Annotated in this window: 24 protein-coding genes; 15 read left to right on the forward strand and 9 right to left on the reverse strand. The window is 73.0% G+C overall.

Features of this window, described 5'->3' with window-relative positions; all coding sequences use genetic code 11:
- Positions 1–80: 80 nt before the first annotated feature.
- From hmgA to ACFYQQ_RS33625, 4 genes are all read left to right on the forward strand, one after another.
- Positions 81–1,433 (forward strand): homogentisate 1,2-dioxygenase, encoded by a 1,353-nt coding sequence (hmgA, locus tag ACFYQQ_RS33610; protein ID WP_355791539.1) that lies wholly within the window; start codon positions 81–83, stop codon positions 1,431–1,433.
- A 49-nt stretch (positions 1,434–1,482) separates the two neighbouring features.
- Positions 1,483–2,232, forward strand: a complete 750-nt coding sequence (locus tag ACFYQQ_RS33615) for a GntR family transcriptional regulator (RefSeq protein WP_355791542.1) — start codon at positions 1,483–1,485, stop codon at positions 2,230–2,232.
- Between the two features lie 49 nt (positions 2,233–2,281).
- Positions 2,282–3,499 carry a type ISP restriction/modification enzyme gene (locus tag ACFYQQ_RS33620; RefSeq protein WP_356174443.1) on the forward strand — a complete coding sequence of 406 codons (1,218 nt, stop codon included), beginning with the start codon at positions 2,282–2,284 and terminating at the stop codon, positions 3,497–3,499.
- 104 nt (positions 3,500–3,603) lie between these two features.
- Positions 3,604–4,812, forward strand: coding sequence for a CaiB/BaiF CoA-transferase family protein (locus tag ACFYQQ_RS33625; protein ID WP_355793691.1), 1,209 nt, complete (start codon positions 3,604–3,606; stop codon positions 4,810–4,812).
- Between the two features lie 32 nt (positions 4,813–4,844).
- On the opposite strand, the gene ACFYQQ_RS33630 is transcribed toward ACFYQQ_RS33625, so the two are convergent.
- From ACFYQQ_RS33630 to ACFYQQ_RS33640, 3 genes are all read right to left on the reverse strand, one after another.
- The gene (locus tag ACFYQQ_RS33630; RefSeq protein WP_355793693.1) at positions 4,845–5,114 is read right to left on the reverse strand and encodes a hypothetical protein; all 270 of its coding nucleotides are present in this window, start codon (positions 5,112–5,114) and stop codon (positions 4,845–4,847) included.
- 115 nt (positions 5,115–5,229) lie between these two features.
- Positions 5,230–6,030, reverse strand: coding sequence for an anti-sigma factor (locus ACFYQQ_RS33635; RefSeq protein ID WP_356174383.1), 801 nt, complete (start codon positions 6,028–6,030; stop codon positions 5,230–5,232).
- Positions 6,031–6,079: 49 nt separating this feature from the next.
- The gene (locus ACFYQQ_RS33640; protein ID WP_356174380.1) at positions 6,080–6,622 is read right to left on the reverse strand and encodes a sigma-70 family RNA polymerase sigma factor; all 543 of its coding nucleotides are present in this window, start codon (positions 6,620–6,622) and stop codon (positions 6,080–6,082) included.
- Positions 6,623–6,874: 252 nt separating this feature from the next.
- Here ACFYQQ_RS33640 and ACFYQQ_RS33645 point away from each other — a divergent pair, with 252 nt between their 5' ends.
- The 4 genes from ACFYQQ_RS33645 (at position 6,875) to ACFYQQ_RS33660 (ending at position 13,654) form a co-directional block, all read left to right on the forward strand.
- Complete coding sequence (locus tag ACFYQQ_RS33645) at positions 6,875–8,401, forward strand: DUF4331 domain-containing protein (RefSeq protein ID WP_355794138.1); 1,527 nt, start codon at positions 6,875–6,877, stop codon at positions 8,399–8,401.
- 109 nt (positions 8,402–8,510) lie between these two features.
- Complete coding sequence (locus ACFYQQ_RS33650; RefSeq protein WP_388906398.1) at positions 8,511–10,433, forward strand: tetratricopeptide repeat protein; 1,923 nt, start codon at positions 8,511–8,513, stop codon at positions 10,431–10,433.
- Positions 10,430–11,980 carry a nickel transporter gene (locus tag ACFYQQ_RS33655; protein ID WP_388906401.1) on the forward strand — a complete coding sequence of 517 codons (1,551 nt, stop codon included), beginning with the start codon at positions 10,430–10,432 and terminating at the stop codon, positions 11,978–11,980. The genes ACFYQQ_RS33650 and ACFYQQ_RS33655 overlap by 4 nt, the downstream gene beginning before the upstream one ends.
- 45 nt (positions 11,981–12,025) lie before the next feature.
- The gene (locus ACFYQQ_RS33660; protein ID WP_355792474.1) at positions 12,026–13,654 is read left to right on the forward strand and encodes a serine/threonine-protein kinase; all 1,629 of its coding nucleotides are present in this window, start codon (positions 12,026–12,028) and stop codon (positions 13,652–13,654) included.
- A 39-nt stretch (positions 13,655–13,693) separates the two neighbouring features.
- On the opposite strand, the gene ACFYQQ_RS33665 is transcribed toward ACFYQQ_RS33660, so the two are convergent.
- Positions 13,694–14,503 (reverse strand): SGNH/GDSL hydrolase family protein, encoded by an 810-nt coding sequence (locus ACFYQQ_RS33665; protein ID WP_355792471.1) that lies wholly within the window; start codon positions 14,501–14,503, stop codon positions 13,694–13,696.
- A 695-nt stretch (positions 14,504–15,198) separates the two neighbouring features.
- Between ACFYQQ_RS33665 and ACFYQQ_RS33670 the strand changes: the two genes are divergently transcribed.
- Together ACFYQQ_RS33670 and ACFYQQ_RS33675 are read left to right on the forward strand one after the other, a co-directional pair.
- The gene (locus tag ACFYQQ_RS33670) at positions 15,199–16,293 is read left to right on the forward strand and encodes a DUF5925 domain-containing protein (RefSeq protein WP_356243374.1); all 1,095 of its coding nucleotides are present in this window, start codon (positions 15,199–15,201) and stop codon (positions 16,291–16,293) included.
- 335 nt (positions 16,294–16,628) lie between these two features.
- A complete protein-coding gene (locus tag ACFYQQ_RS33675; protein WP_356174365.1) occupies positions 16,629–17,414 on the forward strand; it encodes a DUF72 domain-containing protein in 786 nt (261 codons plus the stop codon).
- A 188-nt stretch (positions 17,415–17,602) separates the two neighbouring features.
- On the opposite strand, the gene ACFYQQ_RS33680 is transcribed toward ACFYQQ_RS33675, so the two are convergent.
- On the reverse strand, positions 17,603–17,977 hold the full coding sequence (locus ACFYQQ_RS33680) for a GntR family transcriptional regulator (protein ID WP_356174362.1): 375 nt from the start codon (positions 17,975–17,977) through the stop codon (positions 17,603–17,605).
- Between the two features lie 216 nt (positions 17,978–18,193).
- Here ACFYQQ_RS33680 and ACFYQQ_RS33685 point away from each other — a divergent pair, with 216 nt between their 5' ends.
- Both ACFYQQ_RS33685 and ACFYQQ_RS33690 read left to right on the forward strand, forming a co-directional pair.
- The gene (locus tag ACFYQQ_RS33685) at positions 18,194–19,123 is read left to right on the forward strand and encodes a GNAT family N-acetyltransferase (RefSeq protein ID WP_355781005.1); all 930 of its coding nucleotides are present in this window, start codon (positions 18,194–18,196) and stop codon (positions 19,121–19,123) included.
- The gene (locus tag ACFYQQ_RS33690) at positions 19,104–19,625 is read left to right on the forward strand and encodes a DUF402 domain-containing protein (protein ID WP_355781002.1); all 522 of its coding nucleotides are present in this window, start codon (positions 19,104–19,106) and stop codon (positions 19,623–19,625) included. The genes ACFYQQ_RS33685 and ACFYQQ_RS33690 overlap by 20 nt, the downstream gene beginning before the upstream one ends.
- Before the next feature lie 192 nt (positions 19,626–19,817).
- On the opposite strand, the gene ACFYQQ_RS33695 is transcribed toward ACFYQQ_RS33690, so the two are convergent.
- Positions 19,818–20,432, reverse strand: a complete 615-nt coding sequence (locus ACFYQQ_RS33695; RefSeq protein ID WP_355781000.1) for a class I SAM-dependent methyltransferase — start codon at positions 20,430–20,432, stop codon at positions 19,818–19,820.
- A 148-nt stretch (positions 20,433–20,580) separates the two neighbouring features.
- Between ACFYQQ_RS33695 and ACFYQQ_RS33700 the strand changes: the two genes are divergently transcribed.
- The gene (locus ACFYQQ_RS33700) at positions 20,581–20,715 is read left to right on the forward strand and encodes a hypothetical protein (protein ID WP_355780997.1); all 135 of its coding nucleotides are present in this window, start codon (positions 20,581–20,583) and stop codon (positions 20,713–20,715) included.
- Between the two features lie 69 nt (positions 20,716–20,784).
- On the opposite strand, the gene ACFYQQ_RS33705 is transcribed toward ACFYQQ_RS33700, so the two are convergent.
- The gene (locus ACFYQQ_RS33705; protein ID WP_355780994.1) at positions 20,785–21,255 is read right to left on the reverse strand and encodes a GNAT family N-acetyltransferase; all 471 of its coding nucleotides are present in this window, start codon (positions 21,253–21,255) and stop codon (positions 20,785–20,787) included.
- 154 nt (positions 21,256–21,409) lie between these two features.
- Between ACFYQQ_RS33705 and ACFYQQ_RS33710 the strand changes: the two genes are divergently transcribed.
- A complete protein-coding gene (locus ACFYQQ_RS33710; RefSeq protein WP_356243382.1) occupies positions 21,410–22,468 on the forward strand; it encodes a lytic polysaccharide monooxygenase in 1,059 nt (352 codons plus the stop codon).
- A 71-nt stretch (positions 22,469–22,539) separates the two neighbouring features.
- On the opposite strand, the gene ACFYQQ_RS33715 is transcribed toward ACFYQQ_RS33710, so the two are convergent.
- A complete protein-coding gene (locus tag ACFYQQ_RS33715; protein WP_356174347.1) occupies positions 22,540–23,400 on the reverse strand; it encodes an alpha/beta fold hydrolase in 861 nt (286 codons plus the stop codon).
- Positions 23,401–23,561: 161 nt separating this feature from the next.
- A complete protein-coding gene (locus ACFYQQ_RS33720) occupies positions 23,562–24,008 on the reverse strand; it encodes a MarR family transcriptional regulator (RefSeq protein ID WP_355792279.1) in 447 nt (148 codons plus the stop codon).
- A gap of 87 nt (positions 24,009–24,095) precedes the next feature.
- Between ACFYQQ_RS33720 and ACFYQQ_RS33725 the strand changes: the two genes are divergently transcribed.
- Positions 24,096–24,470: a cupin domain-containing protein gene (locus ACFYQQ_RS33725; protein ID WP_355792276.1), complete on the forward strand. Its 375-nt coding sequence runs from the start codon at positions 24,096–24,098 to the stop codon at positions 24,468–24,470.
- Positions 24,471–24,506: the final 36 nt, after the last annotated feature.

Consider the following 24,506-nt stretch of genomic DNA (forward strand, 5'->3'; position numbering starts at 1 on the left):
GCCGGGCGCCCGTCGCCTCTTGCGCGGGGAAACAGTGAATCCTACGGTGATCCATAGGAATCGGGAACGAGGGAGCGATCATGAGCGATGGGGGCACCGCCCGAGAGGGCGGGTTCGAGCGTGGGGAAGCACGGAAGACCGCCGAGGGGCTGGCGTATCTCTCCGGATTCGGCAACGAGCACAGCTCGGAGGCGGTGCCGGGCGCGCTGCCGCACGGCCGCAACTCACCCCAGCGGGCACCGCTCGGGCTCTACGCGGAGCAGCTGAGCGGTACGGCCTTCACCGAGCCGCGGGCGCACAACCGGCGCTCGTGGCTGTACCGGATCCGGCCCTCGGCCGCGCACCCCGCGTTCACCCGCACGGACAACGGCACGATCCGCTCCGCCCCCTTCACGGAGACCGTCCCCGATCCCAACCGGCTGCGCTGGAACCCCCTGCCGGCGCCCGCCGCGGGCACCGACTTCCTCGCCGGCCTGTGGACCCTCGGCGGCAACGGCGACGCGGCCCAGCGCACCGGCATGGCCGTGCACCTCTACCACGCCGACGCCTCGATGGAGCGGGTGTTCAGCGACGCCGACGGCGAGCTTTTGATCGTCCCGGAGCACGGCGGACTCCTGCTGCGCACCGAGTTCGGGCTGCTGCATGTGGAGCCCGGCCATGTCGCGCTGATCCCTCGTGGTGTCCGCTTCCGTGTGGAGCTGCTGGACGGTTCCGCGCGCGGTTATGTGTGCGAGAACTATGGGGCGCCCTTCCAGCTGCCCGACCTCGGCCCGATCGGCGCCAACGGCCTGGCGAACGCCCGGGACTTCCTCGCCCCCGTCGCCGCGTACGAGGACGTGGAGGGGCCGGTGGAGGTGGTCAACAAGTTCTGCGGCAACCTCTGGACGGCGACGTACACCCACTCCCCGCTGGACGTGGTCGCCTGGCACGGCACCCATGTGCCGTACGTCTACGACCTGCGTCGTTTCAATGTGATCGGCACCATCAGCTACGACCACCCGGACCCCTCGATCTTCACGGTGCTGACCTCGCCGACCGACACGGCGGGCCTGGCCAACGTGGACTTCGTGGTCTTCGCGCCCCGCTGGCTGGTGGGCGAGGACACGTTCCGGCCGCCGTACTTCCACCGGAACGTGATGAGCGAGTACATGGGGCTCGTGGAGGGCGCCTACGACGCGAAGGCCGAGGGCTTCGTGCCGGGCGGCGGTTCGCTGCACAACATGATGTCGGCGCACGGCCCGGACCGGGAGACCTTCGACCGGGCCGGCGCCGCCGAGCTGCGCCCGCAGAAGATCGACGACGGTCTCGCCTTCATGTTCGAGACGCGCTGGCCGGTGACCGCGACGGCACAGGCGGCCCGCGCGGAACACCTGCAACACGGCTACGACGACGTGTGGCAGGGCCTCGAACGTCACTTCCGCCCGGCGGACTGACCGTCACCGCCCGTTGCACTGAACGCCCGCGACCGGTACGGATACCCTCGTGACCTCCTTCGCCCCGGACTCGATCGTCCTGAACCGCAAACTGCCGCTCTGGTATCAGGTGTCGCAGTCCCTGCGCGCCTCGATACTGGGGCGCTCCGCGCAGGACCCGCTCCGGCTGCCCACCGAGGAGCAGCTCGCGGTGCACTACGGGGTGAGCGTGCTGACCATGCGCCAGGCGCTCAAGGAGCTGGAGACCGAGGGGCTCATCACCCGGCACCGCAGGCGGGGCACGTTCATCGAGCCGAGCGCGCAGCGGGGCGCTCCCGTGCGGCTGCTCGGCTCGGTGGACGCGATCGTGGCCCAGCAGTCGGGGATGCGGACGGAGCTGCTGGCCCACGGCACGGAGGCCGTGCCGGCCGAACTCGCCGAGCACTTCCCGGATCTGGCCGAGGTGACGGCGTACCACCGGCTGCGCAGCGACGAGAAGACGGACGAGCCGACCAACCACGCCCGCAACTACGTCCGTCCGGAGCTGGCGGCCCTCATCGACCCCGAGGACCTGGTCCGCTGGCCGATGACGAAGGTGCTGCGCGACGTGGTGGGCGTGCGCATCAGCCGGATCACCGACACCGTCGAGGCCCGGCTCGCGGACCCGGAGACGGCACGGCTGCTGCGCGTGCCGCTGCTGAGCCCGATCCTGCACTACACGGGCGTCGTCCACGGTGAGGACGGGCGCGCCTTGGACGTGGCCCGCATCCACTACCGGGGCGACCGCTTCTCCTTCACCGTGACCCTGGACGCCCACTGACCGGCCCCGTCCTCCGTGCCCGGACGGCGCTGTGGACCCACGTCGTACGATGCGGTGCGTGACGCACGACGACGCTCCGCTGCTCGCGGACCTCATGCCGTGGTCGGTCGCACCCGTGCGGCCGGGCCGGGGGTGGCCGACGGCGCCCGACCCCGCGTCCCTGAAGGCCCGGTGGAACGCCCTGCTGAAGGCGCAAGGGCCGGACCGCGAGGCGTTGTTCGGGCCCACCCGCTCGCGCACCCTGCACTCGGCGGTGGCCCAGCTGCCGGGGCAGTCCAGCGGGACGGGCCGGCTGGCACGGGAGTCGGGGCCCTGCCCCGAGCCCGTACGGGTGCTCAGCGGTCCCTTCGACGAGCAGTGGCTGATACCGGACCACCGGCTGATCGACGCGGCGCGTCCGGAGCTGTGGCGGGTGGCCGACGAACGGCAGATGTTCGCGGTCGAGCAGCCGCTCGTGCCCGAGCCGTCGGGTCCGGCGCTGCTGGTGTCCTCCGTGCTGCCGGTGGGCGCCGGACGCGGCGGGCGCGTCCGCCCGCTGTTCCGCCGCCCCGGCGGTCTCGAACCGAACCTGGCGCCGGGCCTGCTGGACCACCTCGCCTCCCGCCTCGGTCACTCCCCCGGCGCCCTCGACGTCCTCGCCTGGTCGGTGGCGGTGGCCCGTCCCGGCCGGGACGGCTGCGCGGTGCCGCTCACCGGTGACGCCGATGTGTGGGAGCGGGGCGTGGAGCTGGGGCGCCGGATGCTGTGGCTGATGCGCCGCGACGGCGAGCGCCCCCGGCTCCCCGGCGGCCGTCGTCCCTACGTGCGCGCCCCCCTTCCCGGGCTGCCCCGCGCCCGGGTCCGCTCGGGCGCACCTGCTCCCGCCCTCGACCTGCGCTACGACCGCGACGAGGAGGTCCTGCACGTGGACGAGGGCCGGATCTCCCCCGTCCCGCCCGAGGCCTGGGACTTCGAGGCGGGCGGTGTGCGGGTGCTGGAGCGGTGGTTCACCGTCAGGACCGAACCGCCCGAGCCGGGCACCCTGGAGGCGATCCGGCCCACCGCCTGGCCGCAGGCCTGGACGTCCGAGGTGCTGGAGCTCGTCACGGTCCTGGCGCTGCTCGCGGAACTGCGGCCGCAGCTGGCCGAGTTGACCGTTCGGTCGCCGGTCACCCGGAGCGAGCTGCGCGGGGCGGGCGTGCTCCCCGTGCCGGACGCGGCCCGCAGACCCGCGTCGGTCCTGGACCACCACGAGGAGGGCCCCGACGGGCAGTTCGCGTTGATCTAGCGGGTGTGCCGGCGTTCCCCGGATGAAGGCGGCGGCGAGCCGCGGTAGGCGGCCACGTACGGCTCCGGCCACACCGCGCATGACAAAGGCGTCGCGGCCGGGACATGATCCGCGGCATGCAGCCACTTCCCCTGCCTCTGGAAGGCATCACCGTCGTCGCCGTCGAGCAGGCCGTCTCGGCCCCCTTCGCGACCCGTCAGCTGGCCGATCTCGGCGCCCGGGTGATCAAGGTCGAGCGGATCGACGGCGGGGACTTCGCCCGTGGTTACGACACCGCGGCGGCCGGTCTCGCCTCGCACTTCGTGTGGTGCAACCGGGGCAAGGAGTCCATCGCCCTCGACCTGAAGGACCCACGGGGTCTCGACGTGGTGCGGCGGCTGGTCGCGGACGCGGACGTCTTCGTGCAGAACCTCGCCCAGGGAGCGGCGGCCCGGCTCGGCCTGGACGCCGCCACCCTGTGCGCGGCGCACCCGCGGCTGGTCGCCGTGGACATCTCGGGGTACGGGTCGTCGGGTCCGTACGCGGACAAGCGCGCCTACGACATGCTCGTGCAGTGCGAGGCGGGCCTCGTGTCGGTGACGGGGACGCCGGAGCAGCCCGTGAAGGCGGGGATCCCGGCCGCCGACATCGCGGCGGCCATGTACGCCTTCTCCGGGGTGCTGGCGGCGCTGGTGCGGCGCGGCACGACGGGACGCGGCGGTCCGGTCCAGGTGTCGATGCTGGAGGCGCTCGCGGAGTGGATGGGACACCCGCTGCACCACGCGATGCACGGCGGCACGCCCCCGGCGCGCAGCGGTCTGGCGCACGCCGTCATCGCCCCCTACGACGCCTATCCGACGGCGGACGGGGGGCGGGTGCTGCTGTCGGTGCAGAACGACCGGGAGTGGCGCAGGCTGGCGGAACAGGTCCTGGGGAAGCCTGAGTTGGGGACCGATCCGGCGTACGCGACGAACGCGGCGCGGGTCGCGCACCGGGAGGGGACCGACGCGCTGGTCGGCACGGCGCTGGCCGCGCTGACGGCCGACGCGGCGGTGGCCCGGCTGGAGGAGGCGGGCATCGCGTGCGCACGCCTCAGGGACGTACGGGAGCTGGCGGAGCATCCGCAGCTGGCGGCCAGGGACCGGTGGCGGGAAGTGGAGTCACCGGTGGGGCCGTTGCGGGCGCTGCTGCCGCCGATCGATCTGCCGGGCGGGGACGACGCACGGATGGGAGCCGTACCCGCGCTCGGGGAGCACACCGAGGCGCTGCTGCGTGCCGTGGGGATGACGGACGATGAGATCGCAGCACTGCGCCGGGACGGTGTGACCGCCTGAGCGCGGGTCGGGAACTGCCTGACCCGCGCTGCTCAGCGACCGCCGAACAGGGAACGGCTGAGCCGCCGCAGCGGGGCGAAGAGCGAGACCCGCCTCACCCGTGCACCCAGACCACTGCGGTCGTGCGCGGTGTCACGCGCGGTGAGTTCACGCATCAGCGACGTCGCCTCGAGCGTCTCGCGCTGCGGGATGGCAGGGCCACCCAGCACCGCCAGATGGCGGTCGAGGCGCGAGCTGGTCGCGCTGCTCCCACACGTGATCGCAGGGACTCGAGCCCTGCTGCGCACTGTTATCTGTTCCATGTCACTCCCCACCCATACGAGGGCACCCGGCCCGGGCAGGCTAACCCTATCGCTCCCTCATGGCACTCGTGTATCGCGGGCACAGGATTCACCTACCCCGTAAGGGCGTTGACGATTACTCTCCGAATCCGACAGATTCCAGGGCGAGTTGGACAACTGGCGTGGTTGTGGGCTGCGGTGAGCCCCCGTCGGGTTCGACGGTCACAGCGAGTGAGGAGGCCGCCGTGTTCAGACCGCTCGCCACCAAGGGCGTGTCGCCTTGCAGCAGGCCGAGGGAGCGTGGTTGCACGCCGGGGCGCATGAGCCACAGTTGATGCACGCGCCCCCCGGACGGCGTGCCGAGACCGCTCACGGTGACGACCGCGCGCCGTTGCGCGGCGGAGGCGACCACGCCGATGCCGCGTCCCCGTCCGTCCCGGTCACCCGTCGCACGGGCGTCCGGAGCGGCGAGAACGTGCGCGATCTCACGTGCCTGGGCGCGTTCCTGGTCCAGTTCGTCCTGGGTCCGCGTCGCCTGGACCGCGAAGAGGGAGGCGACGACGAGCGCGGCGGCGGCCGTGGCGGTGGCGAACGGGGCGAGCAGCGGGCGGAAACCGGGGGTCCGCGCCCGAGTGGGGCGGCGGGCCGCACGCGCGCGCTGCGGGCCGGGGTCCGCGTGCCCGCCGGGCGGCTCCTGCGGGGTCGTGCGTACGGCCGTGAGGACCCGGTCCCGCAGCGCGGGCGGCGCCGGGGCCGCCGTCGACCAGGCGAGGCGGACGGCGTCCTCGGTCAGCGCACGCACCTCGGCGGAGCAGCGGTCGCAGTGCCGCAGATGGCGTTCGAAGCGGCGCCGTTCGTCGGGTTCGAGGGCGTCCAGCGCGTAGGGCGCGGCGAGTGAGTGCAGGTCGCGGCGGAACAGCCGGTCGAGGAGGCTCATGCGACGCCTCCCGGACGGGCCGGGGCGTCGCCGGCGGGTATCGGGACGCTCACGCGGCACCTCCCAGGCAGTCGCGCAGCCGGGTCAGTCCGTCGCGCATACGGGTCTTGACGGTGCCGAGCGGCAGGGAGAGCCGTTCGGCGACCTCACGGTAGGTGTAGCCGTCGTAGTAGGCGAGGGTCACGGACTGGCGCTGCAGGGCGGTGAGCCGGTCGAGACAGCGGCGCACCCACTCCCGTTCGAGTCCGGCCTCGACCTCCTCGGCGACCTGGTCGAAGGCGGGCGCGTGCGCGCGCCGTCCCTCGCGCTGCTCGCGCTCGGTGGCGGCCCGGGCGCTGCGCACCCGGTCGACCGCGCGGCGGTGCGCGAGCGTGAGGATCCACGACAGGGCACTGCCCCGGCGGCGGTCGAACCGTGCGGCGGAGCGCCAGAGTTCGAGCAGCACCTCCTGCGCGACCTCCTCGGTCTGGGCCGGGTCCCGCACCACCCGGCGCACCAGACCGAACACCGGCCCGGACACCAGTCCGTACAGCTCCTCGAAAGCCTTCTGATCACCTCCGGCCACGAGCACCAGAAGTTCGTCCGCCTCCACCCCTCCCCCTCTCCGGCCGCGTACGGCCCGTGACTTCACCCATGTGTTCGCGGCGCGCGCGCCTCCGGATGGGTTACGGATCGCCGCGGTGAAAACGCGGGTCCCCGGGCGACGAAACCTGCGCGATGCGTGGGCGGCCCGCTGAGTCGTGCGGCGAAAGCCCACGTAAGAACGTTTGGGATTCGACCAATCCACCCCGGCGACCGCTCCGAATGGCGTGCGTCAGGCAAGTTGGACTTGAGGACGGACGGCATGACACCTATCTCCAGGAGTGGCGTGGGACGCAGGAGTTTCGCGACCCTCGTCTGTGGCGCGCTGGCAGCCGGGGGGCTCACAGCCGCCGGTGTGAGCGTGCTGGAACCGGGGGCGGCCGCCGCCTCCAGCCACCGGGAGGCCCCCCTGATCTCGGGGCAGCCGCAGTACGACAACACGGACGTGTACGCGTTCGTGAGCCCGGACAAGCCCGATACGACGACGATCGTGGCGAACTGGATCCCCTTCGAGGAACCGGCCGGCGGACCCAACTTCTTCACCTTCGCCGAGGACGCCCAGTACGACCTGCACATCGACAGCGACGGTGACGCGCAGGGCGAACTGGTCTACCGCTACACCTTCAAGACGCACCGCAAGAACGGCGACACCTTCCTCTACAACACGGGTCCGGTCACCAGTCTCGACGACCCCGACCTGAACATCACGCAGACGTACGACATCGACCTGCTGCGGCTGCACGACCAGAAGCTGGTCTCCCGCACCAAGGTCGCCGACGACATACCGGTGGCGCCGTCGAACGTCGGCAAGGCGTCCATGCCGGACTACGGCAAGCTGCGCGACCAGGCGGTCTACAAGCTCGCGGGCGGTTCCACCACGTTCGCCGGTCAGGCGGACGACCCGTTCTTCCTGGACCTGCGCGTCTTCGACCTGCTCTACGGCGGCGACCTGTCCGAGGTGGGCCGGGACACGCTCAAGGGCTACAACGTCAACTCCATCGCCCTCCAGGTGCCGACGGAGATGATCCAGGAGTCGGCCGAGCAGCCGATCGTCGGCATCTGGTCCACCACGCAGCGCAGGGACGCCCGCGGGCACTGGACCCAGGTCTCCCGGCTCGGCATGCCGCTGGTGAACGAGGTCGTCAACCCGCAGAAGGACAAGGACCGGTTCAACGCGTCCGCGCCCTGGAACGACGCCGACTTCCTGAAGAACGTCACCAACCCCGAACTGCCCAAGCTCATCGAGGCGATCTACAAGATCAAGGCGCCGGCCGAGCCGAGGAACGACCTGGTCGACGTGTTCCTGAAGGGCGTCGAGGGCCTCAACCAGCCCCCGCACGTCCGGCCCGCGGAGGAGCTGCGGCTCAACACGTCGATCAAGCCGGCCGAGCACCCCAAGCGGCTCGGTGTGCTCGACGGCGACAACGCGGGCTTCCCGAACGGGCGCCGGCTCACCGACGACGTGATCGACGCCTCGCTCCAGGTCGTCGAGGGCGAGCTGGTCGGCTCCAAGAACGATCTGGGCGACGCGGTCGACAAGAACGACAAGAAGTTCGGGCACTCCTTCCCGTACCTGGCCAAGCCGACGTCGGGCTCACGCGGGGCGACCGCCAAGAGCGGCAACAGCGTGCGCAACCAGCTCGGCGGCGGGCTGGTCCCGGCGGGCGCGGACGGCGGCACCGACACCGTGCTGATCGCGGGGTCGGCGGCGGCCGGTGCGGCCGGCTTCCTGCTCATCGGCACCGGGCTGATGTGGTGGCGCCGGCGCATGCACAACCGGGCCTACTGACCCGGCACACCGACCGGCGCGGCCCGCGTGAGCCCATCCCCCACGGCGCGGGCCGCGCCCTCCCATCCCCCACGACGACCGTCACGGCCACGGACTCCTAGGAGAGGGCATGTCCCCGGGTACGAACGAGAGCGCGCCGACGGACGTCGGCGACGACGGCCTCCCCGCGAGCGGCGGCACCACCGGTGCCCCGGCGGGCCCGACCCCGGGGGCCGGCGAGGCGACGGGTACGGGTACGGGTACCGAGACCGGTACCGAGGCTGATGCCGGTACTGAGGCCAGTACCGGTGTCGGTACCGAGACTGATACCGGTACCGAGGCCAGTAGCGGTGCCGGTACCGAGGCCGATACCGGTACCAACGCTGATGCCGGTACTGACGCTGGTACCGGTACCGAGGCCAGTACAGGTGCCGGTGCCGAGGCCGGTGCCGGTACTGACGCTGATGCCGGTACCGAGACTGGTACCGCGACCGACGCTTGTACCGCTACCGGCGTCGGTGCCGGTGCCGGTACCGGCACCGGCACCGACGCCGGTGACGGCGACTCGCACGCTGCGGATACCGGTACCGCGGCCGGCGACACGGCCCCTGCCGACGGCGACGGCGGTGTGCGGGCCGTGCCGGCGGGCGTCCCCTCGGGGGCCGCCGGGGTGGCCGACGGCCGGGTGGTGGCCGTGCGGCGGGTGGCCGCGGCGGGACGGCGGTGGCGGGCGGCGCAGCTCACCGGCTGCGTCGTCGCCCTGGCCGTGGCCCTCACCGCGGGCGGCGTGGTCCTGGGCGCCCGCGACGACCGTACGGCGCCCGTGGCGGCCGTACCCGGCACCGGGGTCTCGCCCCAGCTGCTCGCGAGCGCGGACCTCGACGCGGGCATCCGCTCCCTCCAGGCCCATCTCCGGTCGCAGCCAAGGGACTTCGGGTCCTGGGCGACCCTGGGACTCGCCTACGTGGAGCAGGCCCGCACGAAGGGCGACCCCTCCCGCTACCCGCAGGCCGAGCGCGCGCTGGACCGCTCCCTGCGGCTGCGCCCCGACAACGACCCGGCGCTCGCGGGCCACGCCGCCCTCGCCGCCGCCCGGCACCGGTTCCCGGAAGCCCTGAAGTGGGCCGACCGGGCGCTCGCCGAGAACCCGTACAGCGAGCGCGCGCTGTCCTCCCGGATCGACGCGCTGGTCGAACTCGGCCGCTACGACGAGGCGTCCGAGGCCGCCGACCTGGCCGACTCCCGGCGTCCGGGCGTACCGGTGTTCACGCGGTACGCGTACGTGCACGAGCTGCGCGGCGACGTGAAGACCGCCCGCCGGGTCCTCGAACAGGCCCTGGGCACGGCGACGTCCCGCGGCGACGTGGCGTACGTGGCCACGGCGCTTGGCCAACTCGCCTGGAACCAGGGCGAGTACGGCCCGGCGCTGACCTACTACGACCGGGCGCTGGCCGCCGACGAGGCGTACCTGCCCGCGCTGGAGGGCCGGGCCCGCACCCAGGCGGCCACGGGCGAGAACGCGAAGGCGATCCGCGGCATGGAGGACGTCGTCTCCCGCTCCCCGCTGCCCCAAGCTCTCACCCTGCTGGGCGAGTTGTACGAGGCGCGCGGCGGGAAGGGCGACGCGCGCCGGGCCCGCGACCAGTACGCCCTCGTCGACGCCTGGACCGCGCTGGCCCGCGCCAACGGCGTCAACGCCGACCTGGACACCGCCCTCGCCGCCGCCGACCACGGCGACCGCGCCGCCGCCCTCACCGCCGCCCGCGCCGAGTGGTCCCGCCGCCGCACCGTGCACACCGCGGACGCCCTCGCCTGGGCCCTGCACGTCAACGGCCGTGACGAGGAGGCGCTTCCGTACGCCCGCCGGGCCACCGCCACCGGCTACCGCAACGCCGCCTTCCTCCAGCACCGCGGCACGATCGAGCGTGCGACCGGCCACCCCGGACAGGCCAGGTCCGCGCTGTCCCGGGCCCTGGAGCTCAACCCCGGCTTCTCGCCGTCGGGCGCCCGCGCGGCCCGTGCGGACCTGAAGGCTCTCGGGGAGGCCCGGTGAGCTCCCGTACGGCCCTGCGCCGCGCGTTCGCCTCCGGCGCGGCCGTCCTGGCCGCCGCCTCCGCGCTGGTGCTCGCGGGCGGCGCGAGCGCGAGCGCGCACCCGCTGGGCAACTTCACCGTCAACCGCTACGACGGTCTCGTCACCGCCCCCGGCCTGCTGCGGATCGACCACGTCGAGGACCTGGCTGAGATCCCCGCGACCCAGGCCGGGCCGGACATCGAGCGGCTGGGCAGGACGACCTGGGCCCGGCAGCGGTGCGCTACGGCGGCCCGGGGCAGCCGCGTCACCGTCGGCGGACGCGCGGTCCCGCTCACCGTCGGGGCGAGCGAGGCACGGGTGCGGCCCGGGCAGGCGGGGCTCGACACCGTGCGCGTGGAGTGCCGGCTGACGGCGCCCCTTCCCGGGCGGGCGGTCGCGGTGCGCTTCCGCGCCGCCGTCGACTCCGGGCCCGGCTGGCGCGAGGTCACCGCGCGCGGCGACCGCACGACGCTCACCCGGTCCGACGTGCCCACGCGGTCCGTGTCCCGGCGGCTGACCGAGTACCCGAAGCGGCTGCTGTCCTCGCCCGCGGACACCGCGTCCGCGTCCCTGCGGGTCCGTCCGGGCGGCCCGGCGCTCGCCGGGGGCGAGGAGCGGGACGCGCCCGCCGCCTCCGTGCTGCCGCGCGGGGCCGACCGCTGGACGCGAGCCTTGGACGGGCTGGTGGCCCGGCACGACCTCACCCTCGGCTTCGCCGCGCTCGCCCTGGTCGTCGCGCTCGCCCTCGGCGCGCTGCACGCGCTGGCGCCCGGGCACGGCAAGACGCTGATGGCCGCGACCGCCGCCGCGCGCGGACGGGCCACCCTGCGTGACGTGCTGCCGCTCGCGGCGTCGGTGACGGTCACCCACACCCTGGGCGTGGTGGCCCTGGGGCTCCTGATCACCGCGGGCTCGGCCGCGGCGCCGTCCGTGATCGCCTGGCTCGGCGTCACCAGCGGCGTGCTGGTGACCCTCGCGGGCGCCTCCCTCGTACGCCGCGCCTGGCGCAACCGCGTACCCGCACACGACCACGGGCCCCACGACTCCCCGCATCACGCGCACTCGGAGGGCCACGCCCACGGGCACCACCACGCGCACGACGACTCCCCTGAACACGGGCACGGGCACGCTCACGGCCACGAGCACACCCACGGCGGCTTCACCCACACCCACCCCACGGCCCCCACCCTGCGCGGCACGATCCTCCTCGGCTTCGCCGGCGGGCTGGTGCCCAGTCCTTCTGCCGTCGTCGTGCTCGTGGGCGCGGCGGCGCTGGGCCAGGCCTGGTTCGGCTTCCTGCTCGTCCTGGCCTACGGCGCCGGGCTCGCCCTCACGCTGACCGCCGCGGGCTTCGCCGTGGTCAGGCTCGGCGGCGGGGTGGCCCGGATGCTGGCACGGCGCCCGCGGTGGACGGGCGGGCCGGTGGCGGCCCTGATGCGCAGGGCGGCACCCTTCGGTTCGGCGTGCGTCGTCGTGGCCCTCGGTGCCGGATTGGTGTTCAAGGGGGCGGCATCCGCACTCGGCTGAGCTACTTTTGGGAGGAGATCGCGCGGATGCGAAGGGGGGACGCCCGTGTCCGAGGTGTCCGGCGGTGAACGGGTGATCGCGGGTCGCTACCGACTGCTGTCCCCCCTGGGCGAGGGCGGGATGGGCACCGTCTGGCGGGCCCGCGACGAGGTGCTGCACCGCGAGGTCGCCGTCAAGGAGGTGCGCGCCCCGGCCGGGATCCCGTCGAGCGACGTCGAGCGGATGTACGCCCGCCTGGAGCGGGAGGCCTGGGCCGCGGCGCGGGTCGCGAACCGCAACGTGGTGACGGTCTACGACGTGGCGACGCAGGACGGCCGCCCTTGGATCGTCATGGAGCTGATCCGGGGTCTGGCCCTCTCGGACCTCCTGGACGCCGAGGGCCCGATCCCGCCGCGGCGGGCCGCGTTCATCGGCGCCGAGGTGCTGTCCGCGCTGCGTGCCGCCCACGCGGCCGGGGTCCTGCACCGCGACGTGAAACCGGGGAACGTGCTGCTGTCGAACGACGGCCGGGTCGTCCTCACCGACTTCGGTATCGCCACGGTCGAGGGCAGTTCCGCGCTGACCATGACGGGCGAGGTCATCGGATCGCCCGAATTCCTCGCCCCCGAGCGGGCGTTGGGCCGCACCCCCGGGCCCGAGTCCGATCTGTGGTCCCTCGGGGTGCTGCTGTACGCGGCGGTGGAGGGCAACTCGCCCTTCCGCCACGACACTCCGCTGAGCACCCTGCGAGCCGTCGTGGACGAGGAGCTGCCGCCGCCGCGCCGCGCGGGTCCGCTGGCCCCCGTGATCGAGCAACTGCTGCGCAAGGACCCGGCGGACCGTATGCCCGCCGAGCGCGCCGAACAGGAGCTGCGGCTGGTCGGCGCGGGCGGCACGCCGCGGACCGGCTCGTCACCGGCGCCCTACGCGCCGACCGTCGCGACCCTGCCGCACGAGACGCCGACCACGCCACCCCGGCCGGTGCCCGCCTATACGGCCGGTACCCCGACGGCGTCCACGACCGGTACGAGGCGGCCCGACCGAAGCCGCCGGGCCGCCTACGCCGTGATCGCCGGACTGGCCGCGCTGGCGCTGGCCCTGGCCGGTCTGCTGTACGCGCTGACCCAGCGCGACGACGGAGGCGGGGGCGGCGGCTCGGCCGGGGCGAGCAGCGACGCCGGGGGTTCCGGCGGCTCGAGCGGGCAGAGCGGGGAGGACGACGGCGGCAGCGGCGACGGCGAGGGTGAGGGCGGCACGGGCAGGACCGACTCCTCCGGTGGCACGCCGAGCAGCGAGCACACGACCACGCCGCCCACCCAGTCGGTGAAGGTGACCGTCACCGGCGCGCACACCGACTACTCCGGGTCCTGCCCGCCGCCCGTGGGGCAGGCGCCCACGTTCACCGCGACGTTCACGGTGGGCGTCGTGCCGGTGGAGGTCGACTACCGGTGGGTGACGCGCAAGGGCGAGGTGTCCGATCCCGGCTGGAAGACGCTGTCGTTCCCCGCGGACGGCGGGAAGACCCGGCAGAGGTCGGTGGTGGTGACGACGTACGAGGCCGGGGGCACGTACGAGAACGGGATCAGGGTGGAGGTCCGCGACCCCGTGCGCACGACGTCCGGCTGGGTGCCGTTCTCGGTGACGTGCGAAACGGAGACCCCGACGGGCGGGGCCTCCACTTCCGCTTCTCCCTAGGACGGCGCCGGGCGGCGCGGCCGGGCCGGACGCCGGGGGTCAGGCCCCGGCGGTGAAGACCGGCAGGTAGCCACCGGAGTGGCCGGCCGCGGTCGGGTGGTACGACTCGCCGATGTTCAGCCAGTTGACGCTGTGCAGCCAGGCGCTGCCGGAGCAGATCTCATGGCCGGTGAAGGTGGTCCTGACATCGCCGAACGTGAAGCCGTGGGCGGCGGCACGCTTGGCGATCGCGCTGTCCAGGTAGTCGGCGGCACCGTTGATCGCGGACCGCTCCGTCTCGGAGAGGCCGGCGATGCAGCTGCCGCTCAGCTGGTAGAAGCGGGGGTAGCCGAGGACGACCACGTGGGCCGACGGGGCCCTGGAGGTGATCGCCGAGTAGACGCTGTCGAGTTTGCCGGGGAGCGTGGAGTCGACGTAGGCGCGGGCCGTGGCGATCCGCGACAGGCAGGAGCTCTCGGACTGGAGCACACAGGTCGTCATGACGTCGGAGAATCCCGCGTCGTTGCCGCCGATACTGATCGAGACGAGCCCCGTGCCGGCGTTGAGGGGGCTCAGCTGGTTGGCCAGAACATCACCCGTACGGGCGCCGGAACAGGCCGTGAAGTCGAAGGACGAGGGTGAGTGGGAGGCCGCCCAGAGGTAGGGGTAGGCCTTCGTGCTGCGCTTGCAGTCGCCGCTGGAGCTGATGTAACTGCCCGCGCCGACGCCGGAGGAGTAGGAGTCGCCGAGGGCCACATACCCGGTGGCCGCAGCGGTCTGGGACGCCTGCGCCGTCGCTGCCCCGGTGAGGGCGAGACCGACGGCGAGGAGGAGTGAGGTCACGTATGCCGTAATTCGGGAACGTCTCATGGAACCTCCGTTTAGCAGGATCTCTGCCATAACTTTGGTAGCAGCTACGCGTGTTGACAGGAAGTGTTCATGCCAATGCTTTTCGGCCCTTGCGGGAACCGGCACCGGTCGTTCATCTGACGGGCAATCAAGGGCGCCTGCGCGGACACCTCGCAGCCCGGCGCCCTTGGGCCGGGCGGGTGACGGGGGTGACGGGGTCCGGGAGAACGCATGTTTGAAGACAGCGGGGAGCGCGGGCGTGTCCTGGGAGCGGGACAGGGCCTCCTGAGTGACCGTCAGCATGCACCACCACGGCGAGCCGGGGGCCGCCGCGGCCGGGCGGCCTGAACCGCTCCGCGGCCGAAGGCGCACTCGGTGCTCCTCGGTCCGGCGAACCCCCGCTCCTGTCACCCGAGTTCACGCTCACCATGGACCGGCCGCCGGAGCGGTCGGCTGATCGGGATCGCCGGGGGGGGAGGGCGAGCGGCCGCCCGTCGCCCTCGTCGGCACCGAAAGGGGTGCGGGTGAACCCCCGGCCCCACGCCGGGTTCCGGCGCGCCGGACGCAACGGCGGGGATCGGCGGGGGGACAGGACTCCTCGGCGCACAGCCTGGCAGGACGGAGGGGACACACCGGAAGGAGCGGGCAGAGCCGACACACGGGGCGCACTGCGGAAACCGGGTGCACGGCGGGTCCGCGTGACGGATCATGGCGGCATGTCCGCGAACCCATACGACGCTCTGCCGATCCGGCTCAACGTCGACGACAGCGACTCGCCGTCGGACGTCGTCGACGCGCTGTTCCTCGGCCGCTTCGCTACGGGCGAGCAGCCCCACTCGCACGCGGTGAACATCGACCGCGTCCGCTCCGGGGCGACCCTGCTCCCGCCGGGGTCCCGGGTGCTGCGCTCCGCCCGCGACGACGACCGCAGCGCGACCCTCGCCGAGGGCGACGGCTGGACCCTGCTGGTGTCCCGCTGGAACCGCGGCGCCGACGTCACCGTCACCGCCACCAGCCCCGAGCTGGCCGAGAAGATCCTCGGCCAGGCCACGGACGGCGCCGCCGACGAGCCCGAGCCGCAGCCGGAGAACGTGACCATGGGCTTCTGGTACGTGTCCCCGAGGCGGGGCCCGCACCGCACCACCCGCCAGATCTCCGCGGGCACGTGGGAGGAGGTGCGGCCGAACTACACCGCGCCGGTGGCGGACGCGATGGACCAGCTGATGAAGACGACACCGGAGGACATCGCGGGGCGCCTGCTGCTGCTCCACGGCCCGCCCGGCACGGGGAAGACGTCCGCGCTGCGCACGCTGGCGCGTTCCTGGCGCGACTGGTGCCAGGTCGACTGCGTCCTGGACCCGGAGCGCCTGTTCAGCGACGTCGGCTATCTGATGGACATCGCGATCGGCGAGGAGGACGGCACCGGCAAGGGCCGCTGGCGACTGCTCCTGCTGGAGGACTGCGACGAACTGATCCGCGGCGAGGCCAAGCACACCGCGGGCCAGGCCCTCTCGCGGCTGCTCAATCTGACCGACGGCCTGCTCGGCCAGGGCCGCAACGTGCTGGTGGGCGTCACCACGAACGAGGACCTGGAGCGCCTGCACCCCGCCGTCGTCCGCCCCGGCCGCTGCCTCGCCCGTATCGAGGTCGGCCCGCTGACCCGCCGGGAGGCCGTGGGCTGGCTGGGCACCGAGGAGGGCGTCGGACGCGAGGGCTCGACACTGGCCGAGCTGTACGCACTGCGCCGGGGGGCGTCACCGACATCGGTACCGGACCAGCGGGAGGGCGCGGACGCGGGCCTGTATCTGTGACGCGGGGTTGGGGCCGTGCGCCTGGCCGGGGCGCGGACGCAGGCCGGTGACTGCGACGCGGACGTGGGGCCTGTACACCTCACTGGGCTGCGGACGTGGGCCTGCGTCCGTGACGCGGGCCCGGCAGCCCTCGCCAGGGTGCGGACGCAGGCCTGGACCCGTGACGCTTACGCGGGCCCGCAGTCCTCGCCGGGGCGCGGACGCAGGCCGGTGACTGCGACGCGGACGCGGGTCGGTATCCCTCACCGCGGCCCGGGTCCGCCGCTCCGCCCGGACGGCTCACGGGGCCGGGCGGCGTATGGGTCGGCCGTACCGGCGGGTGCTTTCATGGGTGTATGACCGTGTTCCTGGGCACGTCCGGCTGGCAGTACAAGGACTGGCGTGACGTCCTCTACCCGGCCGGGCTGCCCACGCGGCTCTGGCTGGAGGCGTACGCGGCCCGCTTCGCCACCGTCGAGATCAACAACGCCTTCTACCGGCTGCCGGCCCGCGAGACCTTCGAGAACTGGCGGGACCGCACCCCGCAGGACTTCGTCGTCGCCGTCAAGGCGAGCCGTTTCCTCACCCACATCAAGCGGCTGCGCGAGCCGGAGGAACCGGTCCACCGGCTGATGAGTCACGCCGCCGGACTCGGCGACCGGCTCGGCCCCGTGCTGCTCCAGCTGCCGCCCACACTGCGCTGTGACGCCGGCCTCCTGGACGACTGCCTCGCCCGGTTCCCGGCCGGCACGCGCGTCGCGGTCGAACCGCGTCACGACTCCTGGTGGACACCCGCCGTGCGCGAGGTCCTGGAGTCACGGGGCGCCGCGCTCTGCTGGGCCGACGTGCTGGCCCGGCCGGTCACGCCGCTGTGGCGGACCACCGACTGGGGCTACGTGCGCTTCCACGTCGGACGCACCCGTCAATGGCCGCACTACGGACGGCAGTCCCTGATGACGTGGGCACGGCGGATCGCGGAGACCTGGAGCGACGGCGACGACGTGTTCGCGTACTTCAACAACGACCCGCACGCCGCCGCTGTCATGGACGCGGTGGTCTTCGCCAGGGCGGCGACGGCGGCGGGCCTGACGGTCACGCGGACGCCCAGGCAGTTGCCGGCCCCGCCGGTCCCGAGCCGGTGACAGGTCTCCGGCGCCCGGACCCCGGCGCGACCGGGCGACGACCCCGGTTCCGCTCCGAGCGACCCGGGCGGGCAGCCGCACCCGACCAGCGACCGCCCGAGCGGGCTCGCGCGCCTGCCCCGACCGGGATCCGAGGGAACCCGGCGGACACGAATCCGGCTCCGCCGGCGCCCGGCCTCGGACTCCCGCTAGGCCCGCTCGGCGTACGACGCGCGCAGGGCGTCCCGTACGGCGGCGAGGGCGGCGTCCTCGGGGAGACCGAGGCGGTGGACGCGCTCGGCGTAGGACTGCGCCGCCGCGGCGGCCTCCCGCTCGGCGGCGGACCCCGCGGCGGCCACGACGGTGCCGTTGCGCCCGCGGGTCTCGATCACCCCGTCCGCCTCCAGGGCCCGGTACGCCTTGGCGACCGTGTTGGCCGCGAGGCCGAGGGACTCGGCGAGTCCGCGCACCGTGGGCAGCCGGTAGCCGACCGGCAGCGCGCCCGACCTGGCCTGCTCGGAGATCTGGGCGCGCACCTGCTCGTAGGGCGCGGCCCCCGCATCGATATGGATCTTCAAGGTCACGGGGTGATTGTCCCGCACGGGCGCGGAGTACGGGTCGGGCCGCCCCGGCGTGCGACCGGCGGCCGCCCTCGGGGGCGTCCCCTCCGTGTGGCGTCCCCAACGGGTGGCGTTCCCGACGCGCGGCGTCCCCGGCGTACGGCGTCCCTGGCGCACGGCGTTCCCGGCGCACTGAAAATGAGAGGCACCCCGGGCCGCCCGCGCGTAGCGTGCGGCTCCATGACAGTGATCGTTCGCGATGTCCGCCCGGACGACCGACGGGACACCGGGGCCTTCGCCCGGATCCGCAGCCTCGCGCTCCCCTACATGTTGTCCACCGCCGAATCCGTCGCGCACGACGCCGTCCACATGCATCCCGACGCGCGCTTCCGGCCCCTGCTCGCCGAACTCGACGGCGAACCGGTCGGCACGGCCCAGGTCGGCCTCGTGCACGACAGCCCGCAGCCGGGCCAGGGCTACGTCAACGTGTACGTGGACCCGGCACACGTCCGGCACGGCGCGGGCTCCCTGCTGGTGCGCACCGCCGAGGAGTACCTGGCGTCCCTGGGAGCCACCCGGCTGTTCGCCTGGGTGCTGGACGAACCGGCGAACCGCGCGTTCGCCGAGCGCCACGGCTACCGCGCGAGCCGCTCGGCGCACTTCCTCCGTCTCGACCTGGCGAAGGCCCCTCTGCCGCCGCTCCAGGAGCCCCCGCCGGACGTCGAACTGCGCACGGGCGCCGACTACGCCGACGACCCGCGCCCTCTCTTCCTGCTGGACGCGGAGACGATGACCGACGAACCGGGCGACATCGCGCACGAGTTCACGGACTACGAGGCCTGGCTCGCGGAGACCTGGAACCACCCGCTGTTCAGTCCCGAGCTGACCTCGGTCGCCGTCGTCGACGGCCGCCCGGCGGCGTTCAGCGCGGCGCGCACCGACGGAGACGTCCGCTACGGGACCGTGATGACGGGGACCGGCCGCGCCCACCGCGGGCGCGGACTGGCCAAGCTCGCCAAGAACGACTCGCTGCACCGCGCCCGCGCCGCCGGCTTCACCCAGGCGTTCACGGGCAACGACAGCGGCAACGAACCCATGCTGGCCATCAACAGGTGGTTCGGGTACGAGATCTGCGCGACGGAGGTGCGCCATGTCCGCGAACTCCTCTGACCCCCGCCCCGCGGCGCCGGGACGCGAGGTGGAGGTCGTCCTGGTCAAGTCCGGCCGGGTGAAGATCCGTTACCCGGCCGAGTTGCTCGGTGACGACGGCACCCGCGTCACCGTGCGCGCTCCCTGGGCGGGCGACGGCGTACGCGACTTCGGCTTCGTACGGTTCGAGCCGGGCGACGTCTTCACCGAGTACTACTGGCGGGACCGGTGGTACGCGGTGAAGGAGGTGCGCGACGCCGGGGGCGCCCTGAAGGGCTGGTACTGCGACGTCACGCGCCCGGCGGTGGTCCGCGAGGGCGAGCTGGTCGTGGAGGATCTCGACCTGGACCTGTGGCGCTCGGCCGACGGGACGGCCGTACTGCGCCTGGACGAGGACGAGTTCGCGGCGAGCGGTCTGACGACGACGGACCCGGGGGCCGCGGCGGCGGCTGAGGAGGCCCTCGACGAACTCGAACGCCGCGCCCGCCAAGGGGACTTCGAGCTGCTGCTCACGGAAGTGTGACGCCCCCTGGCCGTCTCCACGACTGTGCGCCGCCCTGCCGTAGGGAATGACTCGACGGCGACTCGGGCGTCGCTCGACGCATCCCGGCAGAACCACCGGAGGAACCACCCGAGAATCACTCGACACCCACTCGAAGCCCCCTCGAAGTCCGCTCGAAGTCCGCTGGAAAATCCCTCTGGGCGCGCCTTGGGGCTAGAGGGGCACCGCCACCACCGCGTACCGCTCGTCGTCGACCTCGCGGCCCCACAGCCGGGCGTCCTCGGACAGCCGCTCGACGCGGATGTCCTCGGCGAGCGAAGCGAGCAGGGCGGTCAGCCGGTCGACGGGTATCCCGACGGGGCTGACCGTGCCCCACACGCCCTCGACCAGCACGAGTCGGCCGCCGGGACGCAGCAGGCCACGCCAGTGACGCAGCACCCGGCCGGGCTCGGACAGGGTCCACAGCACGTGGCGTACTAGGACGACGTCGAACCGCTCTTCACCGACCGGCGGGTACGCGGCGTCACCGACCAGGAACACCGCGTCACGTCCCGCGAGTTTCGCGCGGGCATGGGAGACCATGGACGGAGAGAGGTCGACGCCGGTGACCCGGTGCCCCTGCTCGGACGCCAGCAGTGACAGGCTGCCCGTGCCACAGCCCAGATCGAGGACGTCCGAGGCCCGCTCCGGCAGCCACCCCCGCAGCCGGGCGGCCCAGGATTCGCGCACCAGGGGATCGCGCAAACCGTGATCCGGCTCGTCGTCGAAGGTGGAGGACTCCGCTTCCCAATCGACGCCTGACGTTTGGCTGTCGCTGTTACTGGTCATGTGGCCAGGGTGACACCCACCACTGACAGTCCGACGGACCGTCGGATCGTGACCACCGCCACTGACAGATCCCGACCGATGAGGAACGCTCCCCAGAAGGGTCTACCTCCGTGGAATCACGGAACCCGGTAGGCACAAGGAGGCAGCCATGCGCCGCGTGACCGTGCAGAAGCCCCTGAAGAGGTCGGACTCCCGTCGTGTGCGGGACGAGGCCGACGAGCGCCCGCGAGAGCGCCCGGAGGTCCGCAAGGACATCCATCGCACTTGGTGGCCGGACGGCTGAGCCGCGCCGACGCTCCCGTCCGATCCTCCAGCCACCCAGCCTCGACCGCCCCACCGACTCCGCAGAGCGTCAGAGCAGCCGCTTTCGGTAGTGGACGCGGTCATAGGGACCGTCGACACGGCGCTCCACCACCTCGTAGCCGAACTTCGGATAGATCTTCTGGTTCTCCCACATCATGGCGTTGGTGTAGAGCCTGACCTCGGACAGCCCGAGCGCACGCGCGTGTGCGTCGACGAAGGCGAGCAGCCGTCCCCCCACGCCCCTCCCATGGGCGTCGGGGTGGACGGCGATGCTGTCGAGGAAGAGATGGTCCGCGCGTGCCTCGACCACGACGAGTCCCGTGACGGGCTCCCCGGTGACGAAGACCCGCCCGGCCGCCACCTGTGCCGCGTGATCCGCCCGCATGGGCACGGGCACGACGCCGATGCGCTCGATGTACGGCCGGTACGCGGCGTCGGTCACGGCCTCGACGGCCCCCACGTCCGCGTCCCCGGCCCGACGGATCCCCCACGCCCCGGCACCGTTCACGTCATCGGTCATACCGGAAACGGTACCTACCTGAGCGCAGCCTGAGCACTCCCTTAACCGCACCATAAAGATCGCCGTCCCCCGCTCCCAGCAGGCGATTTCGTCGATTCCTCGGGCTAGCTTGCTGATCGCCCCAGCGTTCAGGAACCGTTTCGAGGAGTGCTCCATGCCCGCTCGCCGCAAGGCCGCCGTGTTCGCCGCCGTCGGTGCCGTCCCGCTCGCCCTGACCGCGCTGGGCACGGCGCCGGCCGTCGCGCACGGCACGATGGGCGATCCGGTGAGCCGGGTGTCGCAGTGCTACGCGGAGGGTCCGGAGAGCCCGAGGTCGGCCGCGTGCAAGGCGGCGGTAGCGGCGGGCGGCACGCAGGCCCTGTACGACTGGAACGGCATCCGGATCGGCGACGCGAACGGCCGGCACCGGGAGCTGATCGCGGACGGCGAGCTGTGCAGCGCGGGCAACGAGGAGTTCAAGGGCCTGGACCTGGTCCGGGCCGACTGGCCGGCGACGAGCGTGAGCAGCGGCTCGTACACGTTCCGATACCGGGTGACCGCCCCGCACAAGGGGACGTTCAAGGTCTACATCACGAAGGCCGGTTACGACCCGTCGAAGCCGCTGGCCTGGGACGACCTGGACCTGGCGCACCCGGTGGCGACGAAGACCGACCCGGCGGCGGAGAACGGCTTCTACACGTTCTCCGGGTCGCTTCCGCAGCGCTCCGGCAAGCAGGTGCTGTACGCGGTCTGGCAGCGTTCGGACAGCCCGGAGGCCTTCTACTCCTGCTCGGACGTCGCCTTCGGCGGTGGCGGTGGCGGTGGCACCGGTAGCGGCAGCGGCAGCGGCAGCGGGGGAAGCGGCGGCGAGGGCGACGGCTCCGCCGGCAGCGGCGGCTCCGCTCCCGCCCCGAGCGCCTCCTCGCCTTCCGAGGAGCAGATCGAGGACGGTGCCGACAAGTCGACCGTCGAGCACGACGGACACGGCGACGACGACGCCAGTACGTCGGCGGAGCCCACCGCGGCCGCGGGCGCGGACGACGCCGAGCCCGTCGCGGACACGGCCAACACCCCTGCCGCGAACGGCGCTTCGGAGAACCTCGCCGAGACCGGTGGCGACGCCGGCACCGCGTACGTCGCGATCGGCGGGGCGTCGGCCCTGGCCGTCGGCGCCGCGGCGCTGTTCGCCTCGGTCCGGCGCCGGGCGGCCGGCGGCGCTCGCCACGGCCGCTGACGGCGGGTCGCCCGGAGACGGCGGGCCGGGGTCCGTCCGGCGGCTCAGGCCGGACGGACCCCGCCCGCGGGTCAGTCGAACACGGACGCGCAGGTGGTGGCGGTGGCGTGTGCCGGATCGAGTGCGTTCGCCACCTCGTGATAGGCGACCCGGTCCAGGAGACCGATCGCCACGTGCCCGGAGAAGTCCGCGGCGCACAGGCTCTGCACCAGCACGTTGCGCACGCCCGTGCCGCTGAGGAACTGCGAGCCGTACGGGGTGACCACCTCGTCGTACTTGGTGGCGATGACGGTGTAGCGGACGCCGGGGACGGTGTCGCCGCCGGCGTTCAGCTTGGTGAGGAAGGCGGATCCGGCCACCTGGTCGGCGAGTCCCGGCGTGCTCGCGGACAGCAGGTCCTCGGCGCCCGGGAAGTACGGCAGCAGTTTGGTCAGTCCGTTCAGGGTGGTGCCGTGGTTGTCGGGCGCGATGCCGACGAGGGCGTTCACCTTGGCGGCACCGCCGAGGAACTTGAGGTAGTAGCGGGGCATCATCCCGCCCTGCGAGTGGCCGACGAGGTCGGTCTCGGCGGCGCCGGTCGCGGCGAGCACCTTGTCGACGAAGACCTGGAGCTGTCCGGCGGACTTGTCGATGGGCCCGAGTCCGTGGAAGAGCGGGACGCCCGGGAGCTGGCCGTAGTCGAGGGAGTAGACGCAGTAGCCCCGGTTCACCAGATAGGGCGCGAGGGCCAGCCAGTTGTCGACGGAGTTGCCGAGGGTGCCGTGAACGAGGACGACGGGGCGCGGGTGGGACGCGGAGGGCTTGCAGGAGTAGTTGTTCCAGCCCCGACTGGGGGCGGTGTCGGCCTGGGCGGTGGCGGCGGGGACGGCGGTGACGGCGGCGGCCAGCAGCACGGCGGCCAGGGGTCTGAGTGCACGCTTCCAGGGCAGCATCGTGTGATCTCCTTGCGGCTCAAGGGAGTTGCGACGGAGTACGCCCTGTGATCCGGATCACGAGGATGCTGTTCACTCGTCAAGTTACGAACGAGTAGCGCAAGTGTGAAGTTACGCGTCAGTAAAAACTTGCACTGGTAACCGGGGCTGCCGGTACGGCGTCACCAGGTGGGACGGATGGGACCCCGCGGCGCGATACGCGTCAACTGCTCCCGCAGGACGTCGACTTCGCGTTCGCCGAGCAGGTCCGCCCAGGGCCGTACGGCCTCCGCCGCCGCCTCCTCCGCGGCCCGCGTGCAGGCCCGGCCGCGCTCGGTCAGGACCAGCAGCCGGGCGCGCGCGTCCCCGGGATGCGGCAGGCGTTCGACGTAGCCCTTGCGGACCAGTTCGTCGACGAGCTGGCTCGCGGCCTGCTTGGTGATCCCGAGATGGACGGCGAGGTCGCCGGCCGTCGCCCCGTCCGGGGAGAGCCGGGCGAACGCGAAGCCGTGGGCGGGCCGCAGCCCCTCGAAGCCGCGGGCGACGACCCCGGCATGGATGCGTTGCGTCAGCTCGCCGGCGACGGCGAGCAGGGCGGCCGACAGGGCCATGGCCTCGGAGTTCTGCACAGGAGCATTGAAACACCCTTGACGAGATGGTCAAGCTGCCTGACTATATGGTCAAGCAACTTGACCATATTCCGGTGGAGGTTCCCCATGCCCGTCGTCCGTTCGTCCGAAGCCGTCGTCCACGAGATGCACGGCGCCCGTTTCGTCTCCTACGCCTCTCCCCGCAGCGGGAGCACGGAGCTGTGCGCCTGGCGGGGCGAGATCCCCGCAGGCACCGAAGCCCCGCCGCACAGCGTGAGCCGCGAGGAGATCTTCCACCTGCTCTCCGGCGAACTGCTGGTCACGCTCGACGGCCGCACCGAGCGGATCACGGAGGGCGACGTCCTGATCATCAGCCCGGGTGCGGTGTTCGGCGTCGAGAACCCCACCGGGCAGCCGGCGACCGCGTGGGTCACCACCTCCATCGGCCTGGAGGCGGAGCTGGCCGACGGCACCCGGATCGCTCCCCCGTGGGCCAACTGAGCCCGCGGCAAACGGAAAACGGAAACGGGTACGCCG

Source organism: Streptomyces sp. NPDC005496, from assembly GCF_042872045.1.
GTDB lineage: Bacteria > Actinomycetota > Actinomycetes > Streptomycetales > Streptomycetaceae > Streptomyces.